The 23753-nt window shown below is 72.7% G+C and carries 20 protein-coding genes and 1 pseudogene; 12 read left to right on the top strand and 9 right to left on the bottom strand.

Going from position 1 to position 23753, the window contains the following annotated elements; translation table 11 throughout:
• Positions 1 to 20 precede the first annotated feature (20 nt).
• Positions 21 to 1229 (top strand): MFS transporter, encoded by a 1209-nt coding sequence (locus QR78_RS10270; RefSeq protein WP_048427422.1) that lies wholly within the window; start codon positions 21 to 23, stop codon positions 1227 to 1229.
• A 566-nt stretch (positions 1230 to 1795) separates the two neighbouring features.
• Here the strand turns inward: QR78_RS10270 and QR78_RS10280 are convergent.
• Together QR78_RS10280 and QR78_RS10285 are read right to left on the bottom strand one after the other, a co-directional pair.
• Complete coding sequence (locus QR78_RS10280; RefSeq protein ID WP_048427424.1) at positions 1796 to 3190, bottom strand: Hint domain-containing protein; 1395 nt, start codon at positions 3188 to 3190, stop codon at positions 1796 to 1798.
• Between the two features lie 482 nt (positions 3191 to 3672).
• The gene (locus QR78_RS10285) at positions 3673 to 4326 is read right to left on the bottom strand and encodes an outer membrane protein (protein ID WP_048427425.1); all 654 of its coding nucleotides are present in this window, start codon (positions 4324 to 4326) and stop codon (positions 3673 to 3675) included.
• 206 nt (positions 4327 to 4532) lie between these two features.
• Here QR78_RS10285 and QR78_RS10290 point away from each other — a divergent pair, with 206 nt between their 5' ends.
• Genes QR78_RS10290 through QR78_RS10305 form a run of 4 tightly spaced genes read left to right on the top strand, consistent with a single transcriptional unit; the run spans position 4533 to position 8215 of the window.
• On the top strand, positions 4533 to 5738 hold the full coding sequence (locus QR78_RS10290) for a glycosyltransferase family 2 protein (RefSeq protein WP_244276398.1): 1206 nt from the start codon (positions 4533 to 4535) through the stop codon (positions 5736 to 5738).
• Complete coding sequence (locus tag QR78_RS10295) at positions 5731 to 6876, top strand: acyl-CoA dehydrogenase family protein (RefSeq protein WP_089504158.1); 1146 nt, start codon at positions 5731 to 5733, stop codon at positions 6874 to 6876. The genes QR78_RS10290 and QR78_RS10295 overlap by 8 nt, the downstream gene beginning before the upstream one ends.
• On the top strand, positions 6876 to 7613 hold the full coding sequence (locus QR78_RS10300; RefSeq protein WP_048427426.1) for a PIG-L deacetylase family protein: 738 nt from the start codon (positions 6876 to 6878) through the stop codon (positions 7611 to 7613). The genes QR78_RS10295 and QR78_RS10300 overlap by 1 nt, the downstream gene beginning before the upstream one ends.
• Before the next feature lie 11 nt (positions 7614 to 7624).
• Positions 7625 to 8215, top strand: a complete 591-nt coding sequence (locus QR78_RS10305; protein WP_048427427.1) for a class I SAM-dependent DNA methyltransferase — start codon at positions 7625 to 7627, stop codon at positions 8213 to 8215.
• 4 nt (positions 8216 to 8219) lie between these two features.
• Here the strand turns inward: QR78_RS10305 and QR78_RS10310 are convergent, their stop codons facing one another.
• Both QR78_RS10310 and QR78_RS10315 read right to left on the bottom strand, forming a co-directional pair.
• Positions 8220 to 9200, bottom strand: a complete 981-nt coding sequence (locus QR78_RS10310; RefSeq protein WP_048427428.1) for a catalase family peroxidase — start codon at positions 9198 to 9200, stop codon at positions 8220 to 8222.
• Positions 9201 to 9387: 187 nt separating this feature from the next.
• Positions 9388 to 10347: a LysR family transcriptional regulator gene (locus QR78_RS10315; protein WP_048427429.1), complete on the bottom strand. Its 960-nt coding sequence runs from the start codon at positions 10345 to 10347 to the stop codon at positions 9388 to 9390.
• Positions 10348 to 10601: 254 nt separating this feature from the next.
• On the opposite strand from QR78_RS10315, the gene QR78_RS10320 reads away from it, so the two are divergent.
• On the top strand, positions 10602 to 11489 hold the full coding sequence (locus tag QR78_RS10320; protein ID WP_048427430.1) for an alpha/beta fold hydrolase: 888 nt from the start codon (positions 10602 to 10604) through the stop codon (positions 11487 to 11489).
• 275 nt (positions 11490 to 11764) lie between these two features.
• Here QR78_RS10320 and QR78_RS10325 read toward each other — a convergent pair whose 3' ends face one another.
• Both QR78_RS10325 and QR78_RS10330 read right to left on the bottom strand, forming a co-directional pair.
• The gene (locus QR78_RS10325; protein ID WP_048427431.1) at positions 11765 to 12430 is read right to left on the bottom strand and encodes a ribonuclease T2 family protein; all 666 of its coding nucleotides are present in this window, start codon (positions 12428 to 12430) and stop codon (positions 11765 to 11767) included.
• Positions 12430 to 12915, bottom strand: a complete 486-nt coding sequence (locus QR78_RS10330; protein WP_048427432.1) for a hypothetical protein — start codon at positions 12913 to 12915, stop codon at positions 12430 to 12432. Before QR78_RS10330 ends, QR78_RS10325 begins: the two co-directional genes overlap by 1 nt.
• A 262-nt stretch (positions 12916 to 13177) precedes the next feature.
• Between QR78_RS10330 and polA the strand changes: the two genes are divergently transcribed.
• Entirely contained in the window at positions 13178 to 16240 is a 3063-nt protein-coding gene (gene polA, locus QR78_RS10335) for a DNA polymerase I (RefSeq protein ID WP_048427433.1), read from the top strand.
• Positions 16241 to 16313: 73 nt separating this feature from the next.
• A pseudogene (locus QR78_RS32605) lies at positions 16314 to 17087 on the top strand (IS5 family transposase); the annotation flags it as partial.
• Positions 17088 to 17127: 40 nt separating this feature from the next.
• Here QR78_RS32605 and QR78_RS10340 read toward each other — a convergent pair.
• The gene (locus tag QR78_RS10340) at positions 17128 to 17838 is read right to left on the bottom strand and encodes an NUDIX hydrolase (protein WP_179945821.1); all 711 of its coding nucleotides are present in this window, start codon (positions 17836 to 17838) and stop codon (positions 17128 to 17130) included.
• Positions 17835 to 18737, bottom strand: coding sequence for a PhzF family phenazine biosynthesis protein (locus tag QR78_RS10345; protein ID WP_048427434.1), 903 nt, complete (start codon positions 18735 to 18737; stop codon positions 17835 to 17837). The genes QR78_RS10340 and QR78_RS10345 overlap by 4 nt, the downstream gene beginning before the upstream one ends.
• A 149-nt stretch (positions 18738 to 18886) precedes the next feature.
• On the opposite strand from QR78_RS10345, the gene QR78_RS10350 reads away from it, so the two are divergent.
• Positions 18887 to 19891, top strand: a complete 1005-nt coding sequence (locus QR78_RS10350) for a DUF2891 domain-containing protein (protein WP_048427435.1) — start codon at positions 18887 to 18889, stop codon at positions 19889 to 19891.
• Positions 19892 to 19915: 24 nt separating this feature from the next.
• On the opposite strand, the gene pdxY is transcribed toward QR78_RS10350, so the two are convergent.
• Entirely contained in the window at positions 19916 to 20764 is an 849-nt protein-coding gene (gene pdxY, locus QR78_RS10355; RefSeq protein ID WP_048427436.1) for a pyridoxal kinase PdxY, read from the bottom strand.
• Positions 20765 to 21015: 251 nt separating this feature from the next.
• Between pdxY and QR78_RS10360 the strand changes: the two genes are divergently transcribed.
• The 3 genes from QR78_RS10360 (at position 21016) to QR78_RS10370 (ending at position 23749) form a co-directional block, all read left to right on the top strand.
• On the top strand, positions 21016 to 21540 hold the full coding sequence (locus QR78_RS10360) for a DedA family protein (protein ID WP_048427437.1): 525 nt from the start codon (positions 21016 to 21018) through the stop codon (positions 21538 to 21540).
• Positions 21541 to 21698: 158 nt separating this feature from the next.
• A complete protein-coding gene (locus tag QR78_RS10365) occupies positions 21699 to 22868 on the top strand; it encodes a GGDEF domain-containing protein (protein ID WP_048427438.1) in 1170 nt (389 codons plus the stop codon).
• A 113-nt stretch (positions 22869 to 22981) separates the two neighbouring features.
• Entirely contained in the window at positions 22982 to 23749 is a 768-nt protein-coding gene (locus QR78_RS10370; RefSeq protein ID WP_048427455.1) for an EAL domain-containing protein, read from the top strand.
• Positions 23750 to 23753: the final 4 nt, after the last annotated feature.

The raw sequence follows: 23753 nt of genomic DNA on the forward strand, positions 1-23753 counted from the left end.
TTGCTTTAAGGGCCACAGCGATGCGCGAAGGTCAAGAATTCCGGTGGCGTGGCCCCCAGTGGCGTGACCCGCTCGTCTTCCACGCCGCGACGCTCGGGGCGTTCTTCGTCGCCGCAGCCGCCCCGACGCCGCTCTATCGCATCTACCAGGAGACCATGGCGCTCTCGCCGGTCTTCGTGACGCTCGTCTTCGCGGTCTACGCGGTCGCCCTGCTGAAGGCGCTGCTCGTCGCCGGTTCGCTCTCGGACCATCTCGGGCGGCGCCCGGTGATCGCCGGGGCCCTGGCGCTCGAGGCGCTGGCCATGGGGCTGTTCCTGCTGGTCGGCCAGGGCGCGGGCTGGCTCGTCGTCGCCCGGATCGTCCAGGGGCTCGCCACCGGCACCGCCGCCGCCTCCCTGGGCGCGGCCCTGGTCGATGTCGATCGCGCCCGCGGGCAGGTCGTCAATGCGGTGGCGCCGCTCGCCGGCATGGCGCTGGGGGCGCTCGGCACCGCCGCGCTGATCCAGTACGGCCCGTGGCCGCTCCACCTCGTCTACGGGGTGCTGCTCCTCGTCTTCGCCGGTCTGGCGCTCGCCATCTGGCGCATCCCGGAGACCGCCATGCTCCGGCCGGGGGCGCTCGCCTCGCTCCGGCCCCGCATGGCGGTGCCCCCCCGGATCCGCCGGCCCCTGGCGCTGGTGACGCCGATCAACCTCGCCAACTGGACGCTCGGCGGCTTCTACCTGTCCCTCGTCCCCTCGGTCGTCGCCGCCGCCACCGGCAGCCGGGCGCCGCTCACCGGCGGGGCCGTCGTCACCGCCCTGATGGTGGCCGGCGCCGTCTCGGTGCTGGTGCGGCGCATGGCGGCGCCGCGCACCAACCTGACCTTCGGGGTTCTCGCCACGGCTTTCGGGGTCGTCACGGTCGTCGCCGGCATTCACGCGGCGAGCGTACCGGTCCTGATCCTCGGCACCCTCGTGACCGGCGCCGGCTTCGGCGCCAGCTTCCTCGGCTGCCTCGGCACGATCATGCCGCTCGCCGAGCCCGAGGAACGGGCCGGGCTCCTGGCCGCCTTCTACGTCCAGAGCTACCTCGCCTTCAGCCTGCCGGCCGTCGCCGCCGGCTTCCTCGCCCGCAGCCTCGGCTACGCCGCGACGGCGGACCTCTATGCCGGGGTGGTCCTGGCCGTGAGCCTCGGCGGGCTCACGGTGATGCGGGCGCGGATGGGGCGGGGGCTGGCGGCGGCGTAAAAGTGTGCCGGGCGATGGATAGTCCCTCCGGCCGGCGGTCTGAACCGCGCGACGGGATCCGGCGGGCGAACGGCAGCGGCCGGCCCCCCGTCAGGCAATCGCCCGGCGAACCCGCCCCGGACCGCGGCGAGAATATCGGTGGTTTCCGTCTCCCGCCCGATCTCGGCCCGGAATCGCGCCCGCTCTTCTGCTGCAGCGGGGAGCGCCTTCTGCCCCGTCGGCCCTTTATCCGTCGACGGACCCTTGCACCCGCCGGAGCCGCGACGCTTCTGGGCCGATGGGCCCCAGGCTCTCGTTGTCGCGGTAGACGAGCTCGGCCACCGCAGAGAGCGGCATCGGACGGTCGGCGAGATCGGGCTCCGGAACCGAATCCGCCAAAGGGTACGACGAAGGCAGGCGGATTGCCCGCGGGCGTACCGTCGTCAGGATCCCGGGCCGGAAGGCGTGGCGCTCGAGCAAGCCGGGAGCGACGTTTCGGTGCGAGGCTGGCAGCCGGCACCGGACGTCGGCGTGACGGGTCAGGGCCGGAGACCGAGGCCTCCGGCCCTGACGGCGAGACCGCAGCCTCAGGCGGCGATGCCGGCCCGGGTCGGGGAGGCCGCGCTCTCCGCAGCGACGGCCGGCGCGAGCCAGGCCTGCAGGGTGCCCTGATCCGGGGCGGTCTCGACCACCAGCGTCACGTTGCCGTCGCAGCCGGCCCACAGCGAGGCGGGCAGCGGAGCCGCGCCGGTCGTCCAGCGCCAGGGACCTGCCTGGCCGTCCTGCACGAAGGAGAAGCCGGTCTCCAGCACGGCGCTGTCCATCGGCAGGGCACGGATCACGCCGTGGCCGTCGATCGCCGAGATGCCCCGCACCGGCACGCCGAGGCGCCGCCCGTCGCCCGCGCCGACCCGCACCCGCTCGGGCACGAAGCTGCGCGACGTCAGCCACGCCGTGACGATCCCGGCCGGCAGGACGAAGCGCGCCGTCGTCCCGTCGCGCTCCGGACGGATCGCCACGCCGTCGGCGACGAGGTGGAGGTCGTCCTCGTCGGTCAGGGTCCAGCCCAGCGCCTGGGCGCGGGCGATCAACCGGGTGCGCACGGCGTCGACGATCGGCCCGTCCTGCACCAGCGGCAGGCAGAAATCGTCGAGCGAGAGCGGGGTGAAGTCCGGGTGGAGCGTCATGTGCTCGGCGCCGTTCTCGAAGCCGGCGCGCACGCCGGTGTCGAGGAAGCTCTCGGCCGGCAGGCCCTCGGCGATAAGGATGTCGTGGCTGTCGAGCTCGACGTGCCAATAGGTGATCTCGTCGACCGGCTCCTGGGCGATGGTGGCGTCGTTCAGAAGGTGCTTGATCGGGATCAGCACGTCGTCGAGCACGGTGACGCGCACGGCATGGTCGGGGGAAAGCCATAGGTCGCGGGCGGGCAGACCGTCGCCGAAGGCGTGGGCGAGGACGCGCACCGGGTGAACCGCCGCGCTGTTGGGGTGGCGGGCGCAATGCACCGTGCGGTGGCCGATCCAGCGGATCGGGCGGGCCTCGCCGGAGGCGGTGACGACGCGGTCGCCGACGGACAGCGCCTCGACCGCGACGTCGCCGATCGCGGTGCGGATCAGCGTGCCGCTGGCGTAGCAGGGTGCGTAGTCGCCGACCGTGTTGTTGCTGTCGAAGGTCACCTGCTGACGCGGGGCCAGCTGCGTGTTGGAGAAGATGTAGCGGTTCGCCGGAGTGGTGGTGCTGTCCGTGAACTGGATCAGGCTACTGGAATCGTACTGCGTCGCGTAGAGGGTCTGGGTGGAGGAGGCCGTGGCACCCGGCAGGATGCCGACGGCCTGGACGGGATCGCCTGCCTTGTTGACCGTGCCGGTCAGGGTGACGTTGCCGGTCGAGACGCTGTCCAGCCGGAAGCTCGCCGACGGCGCGCCGTCGTCCTGCCCCGCAAATCCCGGTCCGTAGACCGTCCCGTTGAAGGTGATCGCCATCGCGCCGTCCCCCTGTCGTTGTTCGGTGCCTGCGTCGGGGCGGCACCGCCGAAATCGCGTCGGTGCACGATTTTTCGCAACAGGTCCGGGATTCGGTAAAGAGCCGTCGGGGTCAATCCGGGGCTTGTTGCATCATCGATGACACATCGTGGTGAGATGTGATCTTATTGAGACATTCTTGATAACATCGGGTGACATGATGGCATGAAAAATCGTCTTCGCGCGGTAGAAAAATTGCCAGATTATCCTGCGTCAGTCGGTAACTCGTCTTCGTGCAGGATCCCGGCTTGGCCGACGCCGAACGTCCGCGGCATGCCGGCGATGCGCCGCTCCCGGCCCTCGTCGGACGGGACGATCGAGAGGGACAGGGCTGCGCGCGGTTCCGGGCTTTCGGATCGCTCGTGCCGATCAAGGAGCACGCGAAGGAACTTGCGGGATCGCCGCGACCCGGGACGGCCGTGATCGGCGCGGGGCTGTGCGGCTCAGCGCAGCCCGTAGCCGCCCACGCCCGCCTCGACGGCGACCGACAGGCGGTCGGTGATCGCCCATTCGACCCCGACATGCGCGTCGGGCTGGACCACGACGTCGTCGCGCGAGAACGGCATCGAGACCGGGGTTGCCCCGGCCCGCAGCGTGCCGTGCACGGCCGCCGCCCCGGCGCGGGCATAGAGCAGCACGTCCGGCGTCAGCAGGGTGCCGACCTTGACCTGCACCGCCCCGGCGAAGTCGCGGGTGTAGGACAGGCCACCGAAGCCCGGGGTGAGACCGCCGGAGGTCGCCGCCAGGTAGTCGAACCCGCCGGCGATGCCGTAGACGAAGTCGCCCTCCCGCCACATCCGTCCGCCCTCGAAGCCGATCGTCGGCCCGGCATAGCTGCCGAAACGCCGCGACGACACCGCCTCGAACCCGGTGGAGAACCGGGCGTAGGAGCCCGACCAGCGCGATTCCTCGCCGAGCCGGTCCTCGAGACCCCGGGGCCAGGCGAAGACGGGCAGGAACCCGAACCCGGCAAGGCCCTGGGCGGCGGCGGGATCCGGCCGCAGGGCCGCGACGCCCGAGGTCGCGACGCCGAGGGCGGCGCAGAGGACGGAGCAGGCCGCGAGGCGGCGGGGACGGCGATCCGCAGGTGCGATCATGCCGGCAGCATAGCCGAGCTCGCTCGGATTCGCACCCGGTCCGTGCGGGCTGCGCGGCGCGGCGGTTTGAACCTGCAAACTTCGGGAAGCGGCCGACGAGGCCCGGCCTCCCGGTGTCGACAAGGTCGCACCCCAGAGAACTGGGGTGGGGTATGAATTAGGTTGTTCCGGAGGGCCGGCTTTGCGGCCCGCCGGAGACCCCGTACGTGACGAATCGAGAGGGGCCGACTCATCGAGAGCAGCCGACCTGCGGCTGCATCCCTGAGCCGGCCGGCCCGCCGCGCTGCGTCGTCGCCGTGCCGGTCCGCAACGAGGTCGACCGGATCGGCCCCTGCCTGCGGGCACTCGCCGGGCAGGAGGGGGCCGGGGCCTTCGGGATCGTCCTGTTCCTCAACAACTGCACCGACGGCACGGCGGCGGCCGTCGCGGAACTCGTGGGCCCGCTCGGCCTGCCCTTGCGGGTGATCGCGCGCGACTGGCCCGGGGCCCAGGCCGGCTGGGCCCGGCGCGAGGCGATGGAGGCGGCCGCCGCCTGGCTCGACGAGGGGGCGTCCGAGGGCGTGATCCTGACCACCGACGCGGACAGCCGGGTGCCGCCGGATTGGATCGCCCGCAACCTCGCGGCGCTGGCGCGGGGGGCCGACGCGGTCGCCGGCCGGATCGCCCTCGACGAGGCCGAGGCCGCGCGGCTGCCGGATGCCCTCCATGCCCGCGGGCGGCGCGAAGGCGCCTACGAGGCCTTGCTCGTCGCCCTCGAAGCCCGCATCGATCCGCTGCCGCACGATCCCGCGCCGCGCCACGCCACCCGCTCCGGCGCGTCGCTCGCCGTGAGCCTGTCGGCCTATCGCGCCGCCGGCGGCCTGCCGGCGCTCCCGCTCGGGGAGGACCGCGCCTTCGTCGCGGCCCTGCTGGCGATCGATGCCCGGGTGCGCCACGACCCCGGCATCGTCGTCGTCACCTCGGGCCGGCTCGACGGCCGCGCCCCCGGAGGCGCGGCCGACACGATGCGGCTGCGCTGCGAGGCGCCGCAGAGCCCGTGCGACCCGCGCCTCGAACCCTTGGGCCGGGCGCTGTTCCGCTACGCCTGGGCGCGCCGGCTGCGGCGCCTGCACGGGGCCGGGCGCCTCGGCCGCACCCGGCTCTGGGCGCCGTGGCTGCGGATCGCGCCGGCGGAAGCCCGCCGCATCGCCGCCCTGCCGGCCTTCGGCGCCGCGCTTCCCGCGATCGAGGCGGCGAGCCCGCTCCTCGCCCGCCGGCCCCTGCGCCCGGACGCGCTGCCCCGGCGGATCGCCGCGGCGCGCCTCGTCCTCGCCGGGTTGCGGCACGGGACCGACGTTTTGCGCCGCCTGAGATCCGTCCGGCGCGGCTGCCCGGTGCTCGGCCGGGCCTCGGGGGAGGCGGGCAATGCCTGATCCGATCGACCGCGGCCGGGACCGCGAGCCCGCCCGCGCGGTCGCCGCCGCGCGCCGGATCGCGTCCCTGTCCGCCGGCCGGGCCGACGCGCAGGACCGCGACGACGGCTTCCCGGCCGCCGACATCCTCGACCTCGCCCGGCTCGGCCTCCTCGCCGCGCCGGTGCCGGCGGAGGAGGGCGGCGACGGCCTCGGCGGCGAGCCGGGGGCGGCCGACCTCGCCGAGGTCCTGCGGCTCGTCGGCTCGGGCAGCCTGGCGCTCGGCCGGCTCTACGAGGGCCACGTCAACGCCCTCGACCTCGTCCTGCGCTATGCCGCCCCGGCGGAGCGCCGCGCCCTCCTGGCGGATGCCGTGAGCGGGCATCTGTTCGGGGTCTGGAACACCGAGCCGCCGACGGGCGGCCTCGTCCTTGACGAGGACGGGTCCCTGCGCGGCCGCAAGACCTTCGCGTCCGGGGCCGGCCGGGTCACCCGCGCCCTCGTGACGGCGCGCCGCCCGGGGAGGACGGAGCCCGAGATGCTCGTCGTCGCCCTCGATCCCGGCACGCGGGCCGACCTCTCGGCCTGGCGCGCGCAAGGCATGCGGGCCTCGGCCACCGGCACCGTCGACCTCACCGGCCTTGCCCCCCTCGCCCGCCTCGGGGAGCCGGACGACTACCACCGCGAGCCGCATTTCTCCGGCGGCGCCTGGCGCTTCGCGGCGGTGCAGCTCGGAGGCATCGAGGCGGTGTTCGAGGCCTGGCGCGGCCACCTCGCCCGGACCGGGCGCGGCGCCGACCCCCACCAGCTCGCCCGCCTCGGCGAGGGCGCCATCGCGCTCGAAGGCGCCCGGCTCTTCGTCGCCCGGGCCGCCGGCCTCGTCGCGGACGAGACCCTGGCTCCCGAGCGCATCGTCGCCTTCGTGGGCCTGACCCGGCTCGCGGTCGAGCGGGCGGGGCTCGAGGTGCTGGGCCTCGCCCAGCGCTCGGTCGGCCTGCAGGGGTTCCTGAGCGGTCACCCGCTCGAGCGCCTGTCGCGGGACCTCGCGACCTATCTGCGCCAGCCCGCCCCCGACCGGGCGCTCACCGCCGCCGCCGCCACGATCCTGGCCGCCGGAGAGCCGGCCGACCGGCTCTGGGTCCCGGGAGGCGCGGGCTGATGCGGGCCGACGCCTTCCTCGCCGCCGCGGCGGCGCTGCCGCTTCGCGACCTGCGGGAGATCGTGCCGCGCGGCGGGATCGTCGTGGTGGCGCCCCATCCCGACGACGAGAGCCTCGGCTGCGGCGCGCTCATCGCCGAGGCCTGCCTTCGCGGGATCCCGCTCCGCCTCGTCGTGGTGAGCGACGGGACCGGCTCGCACCCGACCTCGCCGAGCCACCCGCCCGAGCGGCTGCGGGCCCTGCGCGAGGCCGAGACCCTGGCGGCGGCGGCCTGCCTCGGCCTGCCCGCCGCCCACGTCGCCTTCCTGCGCCTGCCCGACCGGTTCGTGCCGGCAGAAGGCCCGCGGGCCGAGGCGGCGGCCGAGGCGATCGCCGCCGCGGCCCGGGATTGCGGGGCGGGCGCCCTGTTCGTGACCTGGGCGCACGACCCGCATGGCGACCACCGGGCGAGTGCGGCCCTCGCCCGCACGGCGCGGGATCGTTTGGGGGACGTGCGGCTCTACGCCTACCCGGTCTGGGGCTGGACGCTGCCACCGGAGACGGAGGTCGGTCCGCCGCCCCGGGGCGCGCGCCTCGCCGTCGCCCCGCACCGCGACGCCAAGGCGGCGGCCATCGCCGCCCACCGCTCGCAGACCACCACCCTGATCGCCGACGACCCGCAGGGATTCCGCCTGGAACCGGCGATGATCGCCCGCTTCCTCCGGGAGGACGAGATCGTCCTCGCGGTCGATCCGTGAGGACCCGTTCGATGACCCGCTACGCGACCTCGCTGCCGCCGGACTACTTCGACGCCCGCTACGCCGCCGATCCCGATCCGTGGAACTTCGCCGAAAGCCCCTACGAGCGCGACAAGTACGCCGCCACCCTCGCGGCCCTGCCGCGGGCGCGCTACGCCTCGGCCCTGGAGGTCGGCTGCTCGATCGGGGTGCTGACCGCGGCCCTCGCCTCCCGGTGCGATACCCTCATGGCCCTCGACGTGGCCGAGGCCGCCCTGGCCCAGACCCGGGCGCGCTGCGGCGACCGGCCGGGCTTGCGCCTGATGCGGGCCCGGATCCCGGAGGAGTGGCCGGAGGGGCGCTTCGACCTGATCCTCCTGTCGGAGGTCGTCTACTACCTCGATGCCGGCGACGTCGCCCGCCTCGTCGCCCGGGTCCGGGCGAGCCTGCACCCGGACGGCGACGTCGTGCTGGTGCACTGGACCGGCGAGACCCACTACCCGCTCACCGGCGACGAGGCCGCCGACCTGTTCATCCGCGAGACCCGCGGCCACCTCGCCCTCGATCGGCAGGTCCGCACGGCGGATTACCGCCTCGACGTGCTGCGCGGCCGCGGGGGGTGATCCCTCAGTTCGAGCGGCGCGACAGCGACACCGCGTAGGCCGGCGAGCGGATCGCGAACATCGGGTCGTCGGCCGGGCCGGCGATGCCGTCGGGCAGGTCGACCACGGGATCGAAGGTGGCGGCGTCGCAGGTGGCGTCGGGCTCGATTCCCGTGATCGCCAGGGCGCCGAGGCTGCGGGTCTGGCGCTCCTCCTCCGGCCAGGTCGCGGTGACGTCCGCGGTCGGGTCGCCGGACTTGGCCAGGATCGCCACGAGGTCGAACCGCGCCGGGCCTCGCGCCAGCCGCTCCTTCAACTCGTCGGCGTAGAACGAATCGGGCTTGGTCTTCAGCTCCTCGTCGGAGAGGCCGGCCTTGTCGGCGGCGACGAACTTCAGCTTCGCGACGGTCTTGTCGCCCTTGGCGTTCGTCAGCGTGTAGGCGTGGACCGCCCAGTAATCGGTGCCCGCGAAGCTCGCCGGCACCGGCCGGGCGTTGAGCCACGCCGCCTGGCGGCCAGTCTCGGGGTTCTGCGCCGCGAAGGCCTTGATCCTGTCGGCATCCGGCTTGCCGTCCGGCCCCGGCACCCGGACCTTCAGGAATTCCTCCAGCTGCGCCGGCGTCTTGGTCGAGAAGACCGGGGCGGAGATGATCACGAAGGTCATGTCGCCGCCCGGGTCCGCCATCCGCATCGCGAAGCCGCGGGTCGTGGCCTTCGTCTTGTCCGAGATCTTCGGATTGCCGCCGCCCATCGAGAAGCGGGCGGTGACCGGCACGGTCTTCGTGAATTGGGGCGCCTTGGACAGGGAGGCGGCGTCGGCGGCCGGCGTGAAGGTGCCCTTCAGGCAGATGCCCTTGGCCCCGCTCGCCCGCACGCCCTTGTGGTTGCCGCTGACCGCGAATTGCAGGCCGACGATGGCGGCGGGATCGGCCTCCTCCGCGTGCACGGGAGCGGCGAGGGCGGCGAGCGCGGCGGCGCCGGCCAGGAGCGCGGAAGATCGGATCATGACGGCGTTTCCCCAGGATTCTGCGGCGGCAGAATGAATTGGGCGCAACTTGTTGGCAAGTCTGTTTCTGGCGTGTTGCCGATGCTCTCTGCCAAAGGGGCACGCCGGAGGGGCGGAATCGCGCGGGACCGGCCGCCGGACGGACTGCGTTCGACTGAGTTATTTCGCCTGAACGCTGCGCCGCAGGTCACCCGGAGCGGACATCCGACGAAGCACCTGCGGCGCGTGCGGTACGATCCGAGACGTTTCTGACGGCCGCCCTCAATCTCGGCGTCGCATGGTCGACGAAGGCGCGCAGGGCCGCGTTCCGCCGCGGAATCGCATGGAAGACCAGGTGGATCGGCAGCGGCTCGGGCTCGAAGTCGCACAGGAGCGCCGTCAGGCGGCCGGCTTCGATGTGCTCGACCGCCTGATAGGCCATGGCGCGGCAGACGCCTTGACCGCGGATCGCGGCATCGATGGCGGCGCCTGCGCCGTTGAGTGCGATGCGGGGCTGGACGGCCATCGAGAGCCGGCGTTCGCGGGCCGAGGTGCGATCGATGAAATGCCACTGCTCGCGGGCGGCGCCGTCCTCCGTGCCGATGCAGCGGTGATGCTGCAGGGCGCCCGGATCCGGCGGTATCCCCGCATGGGCAAGATAGTCCGGTGCCGCGCATACCAGCCTGCGCATCTCGCCGAGCCTGACGGCGATCATGCCCGAGGCGGGGAGCGGCGCGAGCCGGACCGCGACGTCGACGCCTTCCTCGACCAGGCTCACCACGCGGTTCAGCAGGAGCATGCGCAGGCTGACGTCGGGGTGCTCGTCGAGGAACGTCTCGACGACGGGCATCAGGACGGAGCGGCCGAACAGCTCCGGCGCGGTCAGGGTGATCCGGCCCGCGACCCGGTCGCCCGCCGCATCGCCACCATCCGCTTCGGCGAGCTCGGCCAGGATGCTGCGATAGACGGCGACCTGATGCTCGCCGCGTTCCGTCAATCGCAGCGCCCGGGTCGAGCGGTGCAGCAGACGCTCGCCCAGGCGCTCCTCCAGCATCGCCACCGCCCGGGTGACGGTCGCCGGTGAGTGGCCGAGCTTTCGCCCCGCGGCGGCGAGCGAGCCGGTCTCGACGACGGCGGCGAACACCGCCATCGCATCGAGCCGATCCATCGTTTCATGTCCTGAAATCGTAGCTTGCGATGGGGCGATCTTATTGCATCTGCAGCAAGGTGCTAGATCCCCTTCGTCCAGCGGCGCGGAGCCGCGGGGATCATGACGACGCCACGAGACGGCCAGGCGCGACGCACGCGTCTCAGGAGCGCTCGGACCGGGCGGGACCGTGATGCGTCTCGCCGCGACGGTCCGTGGAGGCAGCGCCGCATGAGCCTCGTCCGCACGCTCCCTCCCCATCGGAGAACGGCACTATGACGGTCGGCTACGGCACCAAGCAAGTCGGCGATGTTGGCGTCTTCTACCGGGAGGCGGGTCCGCGCGATGCGCCGGTCCTCCTCCTGCTGCACGGCTTCCCGACCGCCTCGCACATGTTCCGCGATCTGATCCCACTCCTGGCCGATCGCTACCGCGTCATCGCCCCCGATCTCCCGGGCTTCGGCAACACGACGTCGCCCGGGCGCGATGCCTTCGATTACAGCTTCGATCGTCTTGCCGGGGTGATCGAAGGCTTCGTCGAGGCCATGGGACTGACTCGCTACGCGCTGTACATCTTCGACTACGGCGCCCCCACCGGACTCCGGCTCGCCATGCGTCATCCCGAGCGGGTGACGGCCATCGTCTCCCAGAACGGCAACGCCTACCTCGAGGGGCTCAGCCGGGAATGGGAGCCGTGGCAGGCCTATTGGCGCGACCCGAGCCCGGGGAACCGCGAGGCCTGCCGCGCAGCGCTCACCGACGAGGCGATCCATGTGCAGTACGCGCACGGCGCGCCGGCCGGCCGCCTATCCCCCGACGGGATGGTGCTGGACATGCACTACATGCATCGTCCGGGAGCCCGGGAGATCCAGCTCGATCTGATCCTCAGCTACCGTACGAACGTGGCACTCTACCCGCAATTCCAGGCCTACTTCCGCGAGCATCGGCCGCCGCTGCTGGCGGTATGGGGGAAAAACGATCCCTTCTTCATCCCGCCCGGGGCGGAGGCCTACCGACGCGATCTCCCCGAGGCCGAGATCCATTTCCTCGACACGGGACACTTCGCCCTGGAGACGCACGCCGCCGAGATCGCACACCTGATGGGCGATTTCCTGGGTCGACATCTCGAGAGAGACGAGAGGGGGTTTTCGACGACGGACTGACGGGTCCTTCGAAGCAAAGTCGGCAAAAATCGAAGGCCGGGGGCATTGCCCGGCGGCAAGGCGATCGGGCCCGGCGCCACGATCGCACGCCGTCGAGGCCCGCTTTGTCGACACCGCGAGCCGAAGCGGGCCGACGGCTTTCCACCGCGGCGGCCTTTCCGCGGGATCGCGCGCGGGCCCCGGCACGACGACGTCGGGCGTTCACGTCGGGCGTTCACCGCCCCGGGCGCTCCGCGGCGCCCGCGCGCGAACGCCCCCCACGGGACGGCGAGGCGCTACCGCCCCGCCCCCACCGTCACCTCGCCGGCCCGGCAGTTCTGGCGCGCCACCTCGGGGCAGGCGGCAAAGCCGCGCAGATCCTTGGTGAAGCAGATCCGCACCTCCTGGAGCTGCCCGGACCGGCACGTCACCGACATCATGTCCGGGCGCAGGCCCGGATTGGCGGCAACGAACTGGCGGGCGATGTCGATCGGCGCGGCGCGCAGATCCTCCTTGGGGCTCGCGAGCGCGGCGGGGATCGTCACCGCGTCGCGGGCCTTGGCGGTCGCGCGGAAATAGGCGGCGGGGTCGAGGCCCGAGCAGGTGCCGTGCTGGCGCCATTCGTGGCGGGCCAGGCCCTCGCTCGGGAAGACGCCCTCGGCCTCCTGCAGCGCCGGGCGGCTCGGGCTGCGGGAGAAGGCGCCGCACTCGCTCGGGAAGCCGCGGTCGTATTGCGGCCACAGACCGTGGACCACGAAGCCGGGGTTGCGGCCGGTCTCGCACTGGCGGTCGTTGCGCCGCTCGCCGGTGAGCGCGCAATAGGTCGGCGACCACGACAGGGCGAGGACGTAGAAGTCGAACACGCCGGGCTCGCCGCCCCCGCGCCCCTGCGCGGCGGCCGGGCCGGCGGCGAGCGACCCCGCGACGCTCGCCGCGAGGAGGAGGGCGGCCAGCGCGCGCATCAGGGCCGGGCCTCGCGGCAGGACGAGGCCGAGGCGTAGGCGTAGGCGAGGTTGCGGTCGAGGCCGTGGACGCAGAACTCGACGCCGTAGGTCGACCCGATGATGCCGAGGCTCTCGCGCACCGAGTAGTCGACCCGCCGGCGCACCCCGTCCGAGGTGGTGGCGACCGCGGTGCAGAAGCGGCGCGGGTAGAAGTCGAGGCCCCAGGGACGCCAGGCGGTGCGCTCGATGCTGTCGTAGGTCGCGATCGTCAGCGTCGAGTTCCAGAACTTCGCCTCCTTCTCGGCGAACTGGTAGGTGATCTTCTCCAGCACGCCCTCGTCCTGGCAGCCCGGGATCTGGGCGTCGAACGGGAATTCGCGCTCCTCGGCCGGGGCGATCTCCTGGCGGGCCGAGCGGGCTTGCGCGGCCGACAGGCCGGCGGCGGTGAGACCCAGCAGGAGGGCGGCGAGAAGGGGTGTCCTGCTGATGGATGTCTTGGGCATGGGCCGGTCCCCGGGCCCGGTCGGCGCCGGCCCGAAGGCGGCACCCTGTCCCCGGGCGAATGACGGTTGCTCTCTCACCCGACACCAGGCTTCCGCCCGCGCCAAGTCAAGCTTCCGGGCTAGTCCGCCCGCGCTTTCACGGGCTCCTGGTGTGCGGGAGGCACACCCATTCCCCGGGGAGCGCGCCCGCGCCGCGGTTTGCCTCGTCCCGGCGACGCACTAAGACGGGTCTCGACCGACCGCCGCAAAAGTGTCAGCCCGCATGAGCACCGAGACCGCCCCCGAGACGAAGCCCGTCGGCCCCGGCGATCAGGTGCTCCTGGTCGACGGCTCGTCGTTCATCTTCCGGGCCTATTTCCAGTCGATCAACCAGCCCGAGCGCTACAACTTCCGGCCCTCCGACGGGCTGCCGACCGGGGCGGTGCGGCTGTTCTGCGCCAAGCTCGCGCAGTTCGTGCAGGAGGGCGCGGCCGGCGTGGTGCCGACCCATCTCGGCATCGTGTTCGACAAGTCCGAAGGCTCGTTCCGGAAGGAGATCTTTCCGGACTACAAGGGCCACCGGCCCGACGCGCCCGACGACCTCAAGCGCCAGATGCCGTTGATGCGCGACGCGGTGCGCGCCTTCGGCCTGCACCCGATCGAGTTGCAGCGCTACGAGGCCGACGACCTGATCGCGACCTATTCCCGCCAGGCGGAAGGCCGGGGGGCGGGCGTGATCATCGTGTCCTCCGACAAGGACCTGATGCAGCTCGTCGGCGACCTCGTGCGGTTCTACGACTTCGAATCTGGCCAGAAGGGCAAGCCGGGCTACCGGCCCGAGCGCAACCTCGACCGCGCCGCCATCCTGGAGCGCTGGGAGGGCCTGGGGCCCGAGCAGATCGGCGACGCCCTGGCGCTGATCGGCGACACCTCCGACAACGTGCCGGGCGTGCCGGGCATCGGGCTCAAGACCGCCGCGGCCTTGATCAAGGAGTTCGGCAGCCTGGAGGCGCTGCTCGACAAGGCCGCCACCATCAAGCAGCCCAAGCGCCGCGAGACGCTTCTGGCCAATATCGACCAGGCCCGCCTGTCGCGCCGCCTCGTCGCCCTCGACGAAGCGGTGCCGGTGCCGGTGCCGCTCGACGACCTCAGGCTTCCGAAGCCCGACCCCGAGCGCCTCGTCGGCTTCCTCAAGGCGATGGAGTTCAACACCCTGACGCGCCGCATCGCCCAGATGCTGCACGTCGACCCCGAGGCGGTGCGCCCCGACCCCTCGCTCCTGCCGGCGGGCGCCGATTCCGGCTTCACGAACGAGAAGGGCGGCAGCGACGTCACGCCGTTCTTCGGCGACACGCCCGACGGCGCCCCCACTTCGGCCGCGGCCGAGGTCGATCCCTTCGCCGATCTCGCCCTGCCGGACGGGCCGCCCAAGCCCAAGGCCCCGACCGAGGCGACGCCCACCACCCTGGTGGCGGCGCGCGCGGCGGAATCGGTCAAGCCATTCGACACCGCCGCTTACGAGACCGTCACCACGGTCGAGAGCCTGGAATCCTGGATCGCCGAGGCGGTCGAGGCGGGCATCGTCGCGGTCGATACCGAGACGACCGCGCTCGACGCCAACAAGGCCGACCTCGTCGGCGTGTCGCTCGCCACCGCGCCGGGCCGGGCCTGCTACATCCCGCTCAGCCATCGCGGCGGCGAGGACCTGTTCGGCGGCGGCCTGCTGCCGGGGCAGCTCTCCTGGGAGGCCGTGCAGGCGCGCCTGAAGCCGCTCCTGGAAAACCCGGCGGTGCTCAAGATCGGCCAGAACGTCAAGTACGACTGGCTGGTGCTCGCCCGCCACGGCATCGAGGTCCGGCCCTTCGACGACACGATGCTGATCTCCTACGTGCTCGATGCCGGCAAGGGCTCGCACGGCATGGACGAACTGGCCCGCCGCCATCTCGGCCACCAGCCGATCACCTTCGCGGACGTCGCCGGGACCGGGCGCCAGAAGATCACCTTCGATCGTGTCGCCCTCGACAAGGCCACGGCCTACGCGGCCGAGGACGCCGACGTGACGCTGCGGCTGTGGCGGCTGATGAAGCCGCGGCTCGCCGCCGAGCGCCGCGCCACCGTCTACGAGACCCTGGAGCGGCCCCTCGTGCCGGTGCTGGCGCGGATGGAGCGCGAGGGCATCAAGGTCGATCGCCAGATGCTGAGCCGGCTCTCGGGCGATTTCGCCCAGTCGCTGGCGCGACTCGAGGACGAGATCCAGGAGATGGCGGGGGAAAAGTTCTCCGTCTCGTCCCCGAAGCAGATCGGCGACATCCTGTTCGGCAAGATGGGCCTGCCCGGCGCCAAGAAGACCCCGTCCGGCCAGTGGGCGACGCCCGCGACCCTGCTCGAGGAGCTGGCCGGCCAGGGTCACGACCTGCCGCGCCGGATCCTCGAATGGCGCCAGCTCTCGAAGCTGAAATCGACCTACACCGACAGCCTGCAGGAGCACGCCGACCGCGGCACCGACCGGGTCCACACCTCCTTCGCGCTCGCCGCGACCACGACCGGACGCCTCTCCTCGTCGGACCCCAACCTCCAGAACATCCCGGTCCGGACCGAGGAGGGCCGGCGCATCCGCCAGGCCTTCGTGGCCGATGCCGGGCACAAGCTGATCTCGGCCGATTACAGCCAGATCGAGCTGCGCCTGCTCGCCCACATCGCCGACATCCCGCAGCTGCGCCAGGCCTTCGAGGACGGCATCGACATCCACGCGGCCACCGCCTCGGCGATGTTCGGCGTGCCCCTCGACCAGATGACCTCGGACCTGCGCCGCAAGGCCAAGACCATCAATTTCGGCATCATCTACGGCATCTCGGCCTTCGGCCTCGCCGACCGGCTCGGCATCCCGCAGGGCGAGGCCGCGGCCTTCATCAAGCAGTATTTCGAGCGCTTCCCCGGCATCCGCGCCTATATCGACGACACCAAGAAGCTCTGCCGCGACAAGGGCTACGTCACGACCCTGTTCGGCCGGGTCTGCCACTACCCGCAGATCCGCTCCAACAACCCGCAGGAGCGCGCCTCGGTCGAGCGCCAGGCGATCAACGCGCCGATCCAGGGCACGGCCGCCGACATCATCCGGCGGGCGATGGCCCGGATGGAGGGCGCGCTGGCGGAAGCCGGCCTCGCGACCCGGATGCTGCTCCAGGTCCACGACGAGCTCGTGTTCGAGGCGCCCGACGACGAGGTCGACCGCGCGCTGCCGATCATCGCCCGGGTGATGGAGGAGGCGCCCCACCCGGCCGTCACCCTGCGGGTGCCGCTCGCCGTCGAGGCCAAGGCGGCCTTGAACTGGCAGGAGGCGCATTGAGGGCGGCTCGTCCCGCGTCCTCGAGAGCGCCCACCAGACCGGCACGAGCGGGTCGGGTGGGCGTTGGGTTGTTATGGCTCGCCCGCTTCTCCCCGACGATCTCCGGGCTGCGATCGCCCCCCTTCTGCCGCCGCACCCGCTCCGCCCGAGGGGCGGGCGTCCCCGGGTGGACGATCGGGCTGCCCTGACGGGCATCCTGTTCGTGCTGCGCTCGGACATCCCCCGGGAGATGCTGCCGGCCGAGATGACGTGCCGCTGCGGCATGAGTTGCCGGCGCCGACTGCGCGACCGGCAAGCGGCCGGCAAGCGACCGGTATGTGGCGGGCGAGATCGACGGGAGCCGGGCGAGCGTCGACGGTGCGAGCGTGCCGGCGAAGAAAGGGGGTCTGCCACCGGCCCGAACCCGACGGATCGGGGCAAGGCGGGGACCAGGCGCCACCTCGTCACCGACGCGCGCGGCACGCCGCTCGGCCTCGTTCGGATCGGTGCCCATTGCCACGACAGCCCGCCGATGGCCCCGACGCTGGACGCGATCCCGCCTCTGCGCAGCGGGCGGCGAGGACGCCTGCGCGGGCGCCCCGACAAGCTGCACGCCGACAAGGCCTACGATGCCAAGGTGCGGTGGCAGGAGCGCCGGGCGCGCGGGATCAGGCCGCGGATTGCCCGGCGCGGCATCGAGCGAAGCGACGGGCTCGGGCGGCATCGCTGGGTGGTCGAGCGCAGCCATGCCTGGTCCAGCCGCGCCCGCCGCTTGCCCGTCAGCGACGAACGGCGCGCCGACATCTACGACGCCTTCACGTTCCTCCAGCCCAGCCTCGTCACACTCACCCGGATCGTGCCGTTCTGTCAGGCGCTCTCAATACAGTTGCGCTTCGCCGAACGCACGTTCAGGCGGTCCCCGCCAGCACGGCCTCGAGGTAGTGCCGCGCGAAGCCCGGCATCAGGGCGGGGTCGAGGTCCGCGGCCTTGCGCACGGCGACGATGCCGGACAGTTCCGGCTCCGCCTCGGCGGCGAGGTGGGCGGCGATCCGCGTTCGTACCTCCGCCTCGTCCTCGGCGAGCTGAACCGGGCGCAGGAGCGCCATCAGGCCGCCGTCGCGCACGACGATCCAGCCGGGATCCGGCCCCTCCGGCGCGGTGAGACCGGTCTCCTCCCGCAATTCGCGCAGCGCGCTCGCCGCGAGGTCGACCCGGCCGTCGGGGGCGATGTCGCTGCGGTCCGGGGTGCCGCAGGGGAAGTAGATCCGCCCCGCGGCGGCGGTCTGCGGTCCCATCTCGCCGAGCAGGAAGGCGCCGTCCCGGGTGCGGGGCACCGCCGCCGCGAAGACGTTGAGGACGCTCCCGTCCGGGAAGCCCCAATCCTTGAAGGCCAGGAGGGCGGCGAACTCGGCCTCGAACAGGTCGAGGTCCAGAACCCCGTCGGCGAGCGACCAGCGCCGCAGCATCAGCACGGTACCGTTGAACATCGCCGGCCGGGCTGCCCGGCGCCGCTCCCAATGCGCCGCGATGGCGGCCCGGTTGTCGCGGGCCCAGGGCCAGTCCTGCGCGACCATCCGGGCCGCGACCGCGCGGGCCGGCGTGAGGGTGACGCCGGTCACAGGTGCAGCACGCCCTCGGAGACCAGGACGGCGCTGCCGCCGATCTCCGCCGCCCGCAAGGCCCCGTCCTCGATCGTGAGCTGGAGCAGGATCTCGCTTGGCCGGCCCATCTCGATCCCTTGCGCGATGCGGAGGTCGTGGGTGCCGCCGCCCAAGGGCTCGAACTGGATCAGGGCGCCCGCGAAGGCCGCCACCGCCCCGCCGGTCGCCGGGTCCTCGGCGATGCCGGCGGCGGGGGCGAACATCCGGGCCCGGAAGTCGTGGGCGGGATCGCCGGTCTCGCCGGTATAGAGGAAGACCTTGGCGCCGGGCCCGAGGGCCTCGGTCAGGGAGGCGGCGCTCGCCCGGGCCCGCCCGAGGGCGTCGAGGTTCCGCACCGGCACGAGGTGGAACGGCGTGCCGGCGCTGTAGCGGCTCGGCCGGTGGCGGGCGAACCCGATCTCGGAGGGCGACAGGCCGAGCGCCCCGGCGAGCGCCGTGGCGTCCGGCTCCTCGCCCCAGCTCTCTGGCAGGCGCGGCAGGCGGAAGCGGGCGCGGCCGCGCCCCTCGCCGGCCTCGACCACGCAGGGCACCACGCCGACCTGCTCCTCGAGCCCGAACGCCACCGCGTCGGCGACCTCCGCCCGCTGGTCGCCCAGCGCGAGCAGCACCGCGGTGCCGACGGTCGGGTGCCCCGCGAAGGCGAGCTCCTGGGTGGGCGTGAAGATCCGCAGCCGCGCCCGGTGCCGGCTCTCGGCGGGCGGCAGCACGAACACCGTCTCCGACAGGTTGAATTCCCCGGCGATGGCCTGCATCGCGGCCTCGTCCAGCCCCTCGGCGTCGAGCACGACCGCCAGCGGGTTGCCGGCGAGCGCCGTCTGCGTGAACACGTCCAGGGTGGCGTAGCGGCGTGCGGGCATTGGACCATCCATCCGTCCGAAGGCGTGGCGCGAGGCAGCACGGATCGGGGGGAGGGCGCAAGGGGAAGGCACAAGGTCTGACGGCCGGAGATGATGCGCCGCCCCCGGATGGTGTAGGCGTGCGGGACGATCCGACGGAGCGCCCTGCCATGCCCCATATTCTCACCCCCGAGACCGGCGCCCGCTTCGCCGCGCTCACCCTCGGCCACGTCACCCGGGAATACCCGAACAAGCCCGACCACACGCTGGCCGGGCCGGACGACGCGCGCACGCCCGCCGCGCTGCACCCGGTGTTCTACGGCAGCTTCGACTGGCATTCCTGCGTCCATGGCTACTGGCTGCTCGCCCGGGTGCTGCGGCTCTTCCCCGAAGGACCGCAGGCCGCCGCGATCCGCGCGCTGTTCGATCGCCAGCTGACGCCCGAGAAGGTCGCGGGCGAGTGCGCCTACCTGGAGGCCCCGACCGCGCGGGGCTTCAAGCGGCCCTACGGCTGGGCCTGGGCCCTGAAGCTCGCCGACGAGCTGGCGCGCCTGCCCGATCCGCGCTGGGCGCGGGCGCTCGCCCCGATGGCCGAGATCTTTGCTCAGCGCTTCCGGGACTTCCTGCCGCTCTCGCCGTACCCGGTGCGGGTCGGCACGCATTTCAACACCGCCTTCGGGCTGCGCATGGCGGCGGATTACGCGCAAGGAACCGGGGATGCGGCGCTGAGCGATCTGCTGCGCGCCACCGCCCTGCGCTGGTACGGCGAGGATGTCGATTGCCCGGCCTGGGGCGAGCCGAGCGGCGACGACTTCCTGTCCTCCGCGCTGATCGAGGCCGAGTGCCTGCGCCGCCTGATGCCGGCGGACGCGTTCGGGCCGTGGTTCGACCGCTTCCTGCCGCGCCTCGCCGAACGCCGCCCCGCGACCCTGTTTCGTCCGGCCACCGTCACCGACCGCAGCGACGGCAAGATCGCCCATCTCGACGGACTCAACCTCAGCCGGGCCTGGTGCCTGCGCTCCCTCGCCGGCGCGCTCACCGATGGCGACCCGCGGGTCCTGATCCTGCGCGAGGCGGCCGAGGCGCATCTCGCCGCGGCGCTGCCGCACCTCGCCGACGACTACATGGGCGAGCACTGGCTCGCGAGCTTCGCGCTCCTGGCGCTGGAGGCCTGAGACCGGCTCCGGAGGCGTGACCGCTCACACCGCCTCGACCGGGAAGGTCCGGCTCGGGGCCACGAACTCGTCCTGCGCCGCGACCGTCAGGATCTCCCGGGCGCCGGCCTCCTCGGTGCGCCGCAGGAGGCCGAAGACCGAGGCGGCGGCGGCCCCCAGCGCCTCGCCGGCCGAGCGGGTGCGGGCGTAGTGCACCAGGAACAGGGCGGCGGTGGCGTCGCCCGCGCCGTTGACGCTCAAGGACAGGCGCGGGGTGCGCAGGCGCCAGAACCGGCCGGCCTCGCCGGCCAGCATGTCGATGCTGTCGTCCGGCGTCTCCTCGGTGTGGAGCGAGGTGACCAGCACCACCTTCGGGCCGCTCGCCTGCACGGCGGCGACGGCCGCCTTCGCGTCGGCCAGCGTCCGGGTCTCGATGCCGCTGAGGTAGTCGAGCTCGAACTGGTTGGGGGTGATGAGGTCGGCCGCCGGCACCGCGTGGTCGCGCATGAATTCCGGGATGCCCGGGCGCACGAAGACGCCGCGGCCGACATCCCCGATCACCGGGTCGCAGCAATAGAGCGCCGCGGGGTTGGCGGCCCGCACCCGCGCGACCGCCCTGAGGATCGCCGTGCCGATATCGGCCGAGCCCATGTAGCCCGACAGCACCCCGTCGCAGGTCGGCAGCACCCCGCGCTCGGCGATGCCCTCGACCAGCTCCTCGATCGCCGGCCCGTCGAACACCCGGCCGCGCCAGGCGCCGTAACCGGTGTGGTTGGAGAACTGCACCGTGTGCACGGCCCAGACCTCGACCCCGAGCCGCTGCATCGGGAAGACCGCCGAGGCGTTGCCGACATGGCCGTAGGCGACGTGGGACTGGATCGACAGGACGTTCATCGCGGCACGGGACCCTCGCGGGGGCGCCCTCGGCCGGGGCCGGGGCGCGAGGCCCGCACGATCCCCGGATCGGGCGCTCCTGGCAACCGCCCCGAACGGCGGGAGGCCCCCCGCGGGATTCACCCGGCGCTCACCGCGCCGGACCGATACGATCTGCGACGCGCAACGCCCCGGCGGAACGTCCCCGCGGAACGTCCCCGCGGCCTTGCGACTTCTCCCTGCTGCCCGCCACCCCAAGGTCAAGGTTCGAGATGGACTTCGAGAGCATGCGCACCACGGTGCTCGATTTCGTGCGCGACCACCAGGCCTGGGCGCCGGTGATCACCGGGATCATCGCCTTCTGCGAATCCCTGGCGGTGCTCTCGCTCCTCGTGCCGGCGACCGTGATCCTGATCGGCATCGGGGCGCTGATCGGCTCGGGCGCGATCCCGTTCCTGCCCGTGATGGTGGGCGCGGCGATCGGGGCCATCCTGGGGGACTGGGTCTCCTACGAGGTCGGCCGCTACTACAAGGACGGTGCCAAGCGGATGTGGCCGCTCAGCCGCTACCCCGAGATGGTGCGGAAGGGCGAGGCCTTCTGCCAGCGCTGGGGCGCCTGGGCGATCGTCGTCGGCCGCTTCATCGGCCCGGCCCGGGCGGTGGTGCCGCTGATCGCCGGGGTGGCGCTGCTGCCGCGGCTGCCGTTCTGGCTCGCCAATCTCTCCTCGGCCTTTCTCTGGGCCTTCGTCTGGCTCGCCCCCGGCGCCGGGCTGATCGACTGGCTGCGGCGGGCCTGACGCAAGGAATTCTTTCAGTGGAGGACAGACCTTGCCCAGAGGAACATGGCTGAGCGTCTGGAACGCGACGACGGGCGATCGCCGCGTCATCGATTCTTAAGGTGCCTGACCGAAAGCTCTTTTGCGGACGCGCGAGAGAGTGATCCCGGATACCAGCGATGCACGACCCGACGCCGTCCTACCTGTTGCCGAAGGCGGCGCTGCTGCGCTGGCTGGCGGATCCGGGTCTCGACCTGCCGGACGACGTGCGCGTGCGCCTGCTCGCGACGCTGTCCTCCTCCCTCGCCTCCCTGGCGCTCGGCGCCCTGGCGATGCTGGCCGTCGAGCTCGCGGCCGCGATCCGGCATCCCGGGCCGCTCTTCCTCGGCCTGCTGGCGGCGGACCTGACTCTGCTCGCCGCCCGGATCGGGATCATCCTGCGCGCCCGGCGTGCCGTCGCCGAAAACCGGCCGGCCCCGACCGACCTCCTGCTCGCCTCGAGCGTGGCCTGGGCCGGGATGGTCGGGACCATGACGCTCCTGTGCTTCCTCAGCGGCGACCCGCTGCTGCAGGTCCTGGCGCCGCTGACGATGATGGGCATTCTCAGCGGGATCGTGACCCGCAACTACGCCGCCCCACGCCTCGCCGTGGCGATGATCGTTCTCTGCGACCTGCCGCTGAAGATCGCGCTGCCGCTGTATTACGGCGATGCGTGGTTCCTGCTCGCCGCGGGCCTCGGCCTGATCTTTGCGGGGGCGACCGGCATCACGACCGTGCGGCTCAACCACACCTACGTCGAGGTGCTGCTCGCCAAGCGGGAGAACCAGCGCCGCGCCACGCACGACCCGCTGACCGGCCTCCTCAACCGCACCGGGCTGATGGACGGCCTCGCGGCCCGTCTGCCCGCTGGGGGCAAGTCCCTCGCCCTGCTCTACCTCGACCTCGACGGCTTCAAGGCGGTCAACGACTGCTTCGGCCACGGCGTCGGCGACGCCCTGCTGATCGAGGTCGCCGGCCGGATCGCCGCCGCGCTCCCGCCGGACTGGGAGGCGGCGCGCCTGGGCGGCGACGAGTTCGTGATCCTCGCCGGCGGCGACCGGGCGCACGAGGCCGCGATCGTGGCGGCGCACCTGATCGAGGCCGTGAAGGCCCCCTGCGACCTCGGGCCGGATTGCCCGGGCGGGCTCGGCATCGGCGTCAGCGTCGGCATCGCCTGGGCCGCTCCCGGCATGGAGCCGGCGGCGCTCCTGGCGGAGGCCGACGCGGCGCTCTACCGCGCCAAGGCCGCCGGCAAGGGGCGGTGGGCGGCGGGCACCGTGCCGGCGAGCCGGGACGTCCGCGTCGGCTGACGTCGCGCCGAATTCACGGGCATGTCCACCATATCCGGCATGTGAGCCGCAGGTTTTACCTTACATGAAGATAACCCTGGGAGGGTATTCCCAGACGGGTTCGGAGCAGGATGATGACAGAGCGGAGCGGATGCGGGCAATGCAGGAGCGGCGAACCGCTTCCCTTCGCCTTCACGATGGCCTTCCACCCCATCGTCGACATCGAGACTGACGGGGTCTGGGGCTACGAAGCGCTGGTGCGGGGCACCGAGGGGCAGGGGGCCGGCTACATCCTCGGCCAGGTCAACGACGACAACCGCTACCGGTTCGACCAGGCCTGCCGCACCAAGGCGATCGAGCTGGCCGGCGGGCTGTTTCCGGCCGGCGACGTGCGCCTGTCGATCAACTTCCTGCCGAACGCGGTCTACGAGCCGGCGGCCTGCATCCGGGCGACGCTCGAGGCGGCGCGGCGGATCGGGTTTTCCCACCAGCGGATCATGTTCGAGTTCACCGAGAACGAGCGCATGACCGACGTGGCCCACGTCCAGCGCATCATCACCGATTACCGCCAGCGCGGCTTCCTCACGGCGCTCGACGATTTCGGCGCCGGCTATGCCGGCCTCGGCCTGCTGGCGCGGTTCCAGCCCGACCTGATCAAGCTCGACATGGAGCTGATCCGCGGCATCGCCGATTCCCCGGCCCGGCGGGCGATCGTCGCGGGCGTGATCGGCATCGCGCGCGCGCTCGGCGTCGCTGTGATCGCCGAGGGGATCGAGACCCCCGACGAGCTCGCCGCCCTGCGCGAGGCCGGCATCACCCTGTTCCAGGGCTACCTGTTCGCGCGGCCCGCCGTGGCCGCCCTGCCGGAGCTGAGCCCCGCGGGGATGCGGCAGGCGGCGTGAGCGC

Source organism: Methylobacterium indicum (genome assembly GCF_001043895.1).
In the GTDB taxonomy this organism is placed as follows: Bacteria; Pseudomonadota; Alphaproteobacteria; order Rhizobiales; family Beijerinckiaceae; genus Methylobacterium; species Methylobacterium indicum.